Source organism: Methanocorpusculum petauri, assembly GCF_026891975.1.
Classification (GTDB): domain Archaea; phylum Halobacteriota; class Methanomicrobia; order Methanomicrobiales; family Methanocorpusculaceae; genus Methanocorpusculum; species Methanocorpusculum petauri.
The window spans coordinates 1-3,278 of sequence record NZ_JAPTGB010000042.1; the positions used below are offsets into that span (position 1 = coordinate 1).

A 3,278-nucleotide genomic window follows, 5' to 3' on the forward strand; every position below is an offset into this window, starting at 1 on the left:
CCCGATAAATTCTGTTCTGCGGCGCGGGATGTTCGCCGCCGCAGTTCTGCTGCTGCTTGCGGTGGTGTGTGCCGCACCGGCGGCGGCCTCCGCGGATGATGCGGTGGTGTTCGATGGCAGTGGCCATGAATACAGTACCGCAACTGCACTTGCAGAAGCGCTCGGCGATGGTAACGCAACCCTATCCAGCGACAGCACGCTCAAGCTTCTGAAGGACATCAATGTCACCGGTACGATCAACATCACCGGCTCAATGACCATCCTCGGTGAAGGCCACACCATCTGGCGCGGTGCGAGCAACACCACCCTCATCAACATCACCCGCGGAACACTCACGCTCGGTGACGGCTTATCACCGCTGACCATTCACGGGCAGGATGACAAGTTCAACCAAGCGAATAACAATGGATGGAGTCTGATTCATGTTACCGGTGGTACGACTGAACTCATCATGAACGACGGCATCACCATAACCAATGCATCTGTTCGGAAGGGAAATAATCTTGATAGTGGGTTCAAGCCGTGTAATGCTGCAGGTATCATGGTCTATATGGGTGCGACCTTCACGATGAACGGAGGCCTGATTACCAACAATACCGCGACATATGGTGCTGGTGTCTACCTCTATGACAATGCGAAGATGATCATGAACGGTGGAGCGATCTCCGGCAACAAAGCGACCGAGAAGGGTAGCGGAGTAGCCTTCCACAAGAGCAGGTTCACGATGAACGATGGAGAGATCTCCGGTAACCCCGCGGGCAGCAACGGCGCCATGGTATACGGCTCTGGCAGCACGTTTTATATGTACGGCGGAAAGATCTCCGAGAATGGCGGCAGCGGGGTATATATGTCCGGAATCGAGAGGACGCCTACCACCTATTCCATATTCCGGATGTACGATGGTGAGATCTCCGGCAACAAAGCGGACAACAACGGCGGCGGGATATTTGCCCATGCGTATAGCAGGATCTGGGTCCTCGGTGGTAAGATCTCCAACAACACCGCGAACAAAAACGGGGGCGGAATCTACTTCACAGGCGGCAGCGGGGCCTCCTGTTCTGTGACTGGTGGCGAGATCTCCGGCAACAAAGCGAACAACAACGGCGGCGGGATGTACATTTTTGCAGTCGATGAGGTTCATATCAATGGTAATACCACCTTCACGGAGAACACAGCTTCGAGTGGCCAGGCGATCTACATCGACACCGCCAATGATAGGACGCAAGTCCGGCTCTCCGGAAATGTCATCTTCTCTGAGGATCAGACGTTTACCATCTCCAAACTTCAAAGTGCCACCGGCATCCGGATTCCCGCACCGTACACCGGCGAGATCAAATTCCTTGAACTGCTGGAAGACAACCTCGACGGCAAAACCATCTTCACCGTCGATCCTGCCGCAGGAACCGCAACCTCTATCCTCCCGCGTCTCGGCCTTGCCGACACCACCAAATGGACGCTTACCGCAGACGACAGTACAGGAAAGATCATCGGCACCCTCAACAAACCGATTGCCCTCAGCGGCGCAGACAACGTCACGGTCAAATGGATCAACAGCACCATCGCCAACGTCAGCATCCGGCTCGACCCGAATGCCAACGACGCAACCGACGTATCCGTCAAACTCGGCTCCCAGACATCCCAGACACTCAGTGATACCTTCCCAAAAGGAAGCACCATCAGTGACCTCCAGGTCACCGGACTTACCCCTGGGCAAACCTATGCTGTAACCGCCGTCCTCAAAAACACCGGCATCAGCACAAAGACATTCACCTCGGAGATTCTCACCGGTGTTCAGGCACCGACCCCTGCCAAAGTCGTCATCACCGGTGAAGGCGGCACAGAACTGCCGGAGAGCGGCGTCCTTCTTCCGCAGGATAACAGTATGACCTTCGGCGTCCTCGTCTATGACACAGCCAGCAACCTCCTCAAAGACGAACCCGTCACGTGGAGTGGTGCAGGAACCTACACTACAGAAGATGCATCGACCCCGACCACCATCACCCTCACCGGAACCAGTGCCGGAACCGACACTCTCACCGCGACCACCGTTCACGGCGGCAGTGTCACAGGAACCGCATTGATCGAAGTAACCACAACAACACCAACCTCCCTCAGCATCACTGCTGACAAACAAACCATCGCCCTCGGCGACACCATACACCTGACCGCCGTCGCAACAGACGATGCAGACAAACAGTTCGCCGGCTACGACGTCACATGGACAGTATCTCCGAGCGAAACAATCTCGGCCAGCAAAACCGGCGCCGCAGTCTCCTTCACCCCGACGACAGCAGGCACCTACACCATCAGCGCAACGGTCGCTGACCCCTCGTTGACCGCGGACTCCGTCACCATCACCGTCGTCGGCAAACCGACGATCACCGATAACCCGACGGATGCAGCCTACACCTCCGGAGAGACCGACATAACCGACATCAGCGTCAGCGCAACCGCGCCCGGCAGCGGAACCCTCGGCTACCAGTGGCAGAAATCCACCGACCCGGCCTTCGGTGCAGACGTAACCGACATCAGCGGTGCAACGCAAACAACCTACACCCCGGACGTCAGTACCGCAGGAACCTGGTACTACCGTGCAAACGTCACCTACACCGAAGACGGATTCACCACCTGGGAGTACAGTGCCGCAGCAAAAATCACCGTCCTTGTACCGACCGCGGACGAAATCCGGCTCAACCCTGACCAAACCGAGGTCACCATCACCAAAGGTGCAAACATACAGATCACCGCAACGGCATATAACAACACCATCCAGTCGGAATTCCCGGACCCCAAAATCGTCTGGACCATAGATTCCGCCAAGTACGCACAGATCAGCCAGAACGGAGATACTGTCACCCTCACCGGACTTGCCGCAGGAACCTCCACTCTCTCTGTACATACCGGTTCGGTAGAAAAACAGATCACGGTCACCGTCACTGACACCACCCCCGGTCCCGATCCCAGCCCCGGACCCGGCCCGCAGCCACAACCTCCGGTCAGCTCCTCCGGCTCCGGCAACATGGATGGCGCCTACCGTGTCCTCTTCGAGACCAGCGGCGGCAGCTTCATCAGCCCCGCAACCGGCCTCTCCTCAGGAGATAGGATCACCGCACCGGCCAACCCCGTCAAAGACGGCTACACCTTCGCCGGCTGGTACAAAGACAGCGCCTGTACCCAAAGCTGGAGCTTCAGCGACGGCATCCCGGGCGACATGACCCTCTACGCCAAGTGGACCGGCGGCAGCAGCTCATCCCAGAGCAGCAGCCAGCAGAGTGGAA

General features: G+C 57.4%; 1 protein-coding gene. It reads left to right on the forward strand.

From position 1 onward, the window contains the following. Positions 1-3,278: InlB B-repeat-containing protein (locus O0S10_RS10380; RefSeq protein WP_268925810.1), on the forward strand; the 3,278-nt coding region annotated here is incomplete at both ends.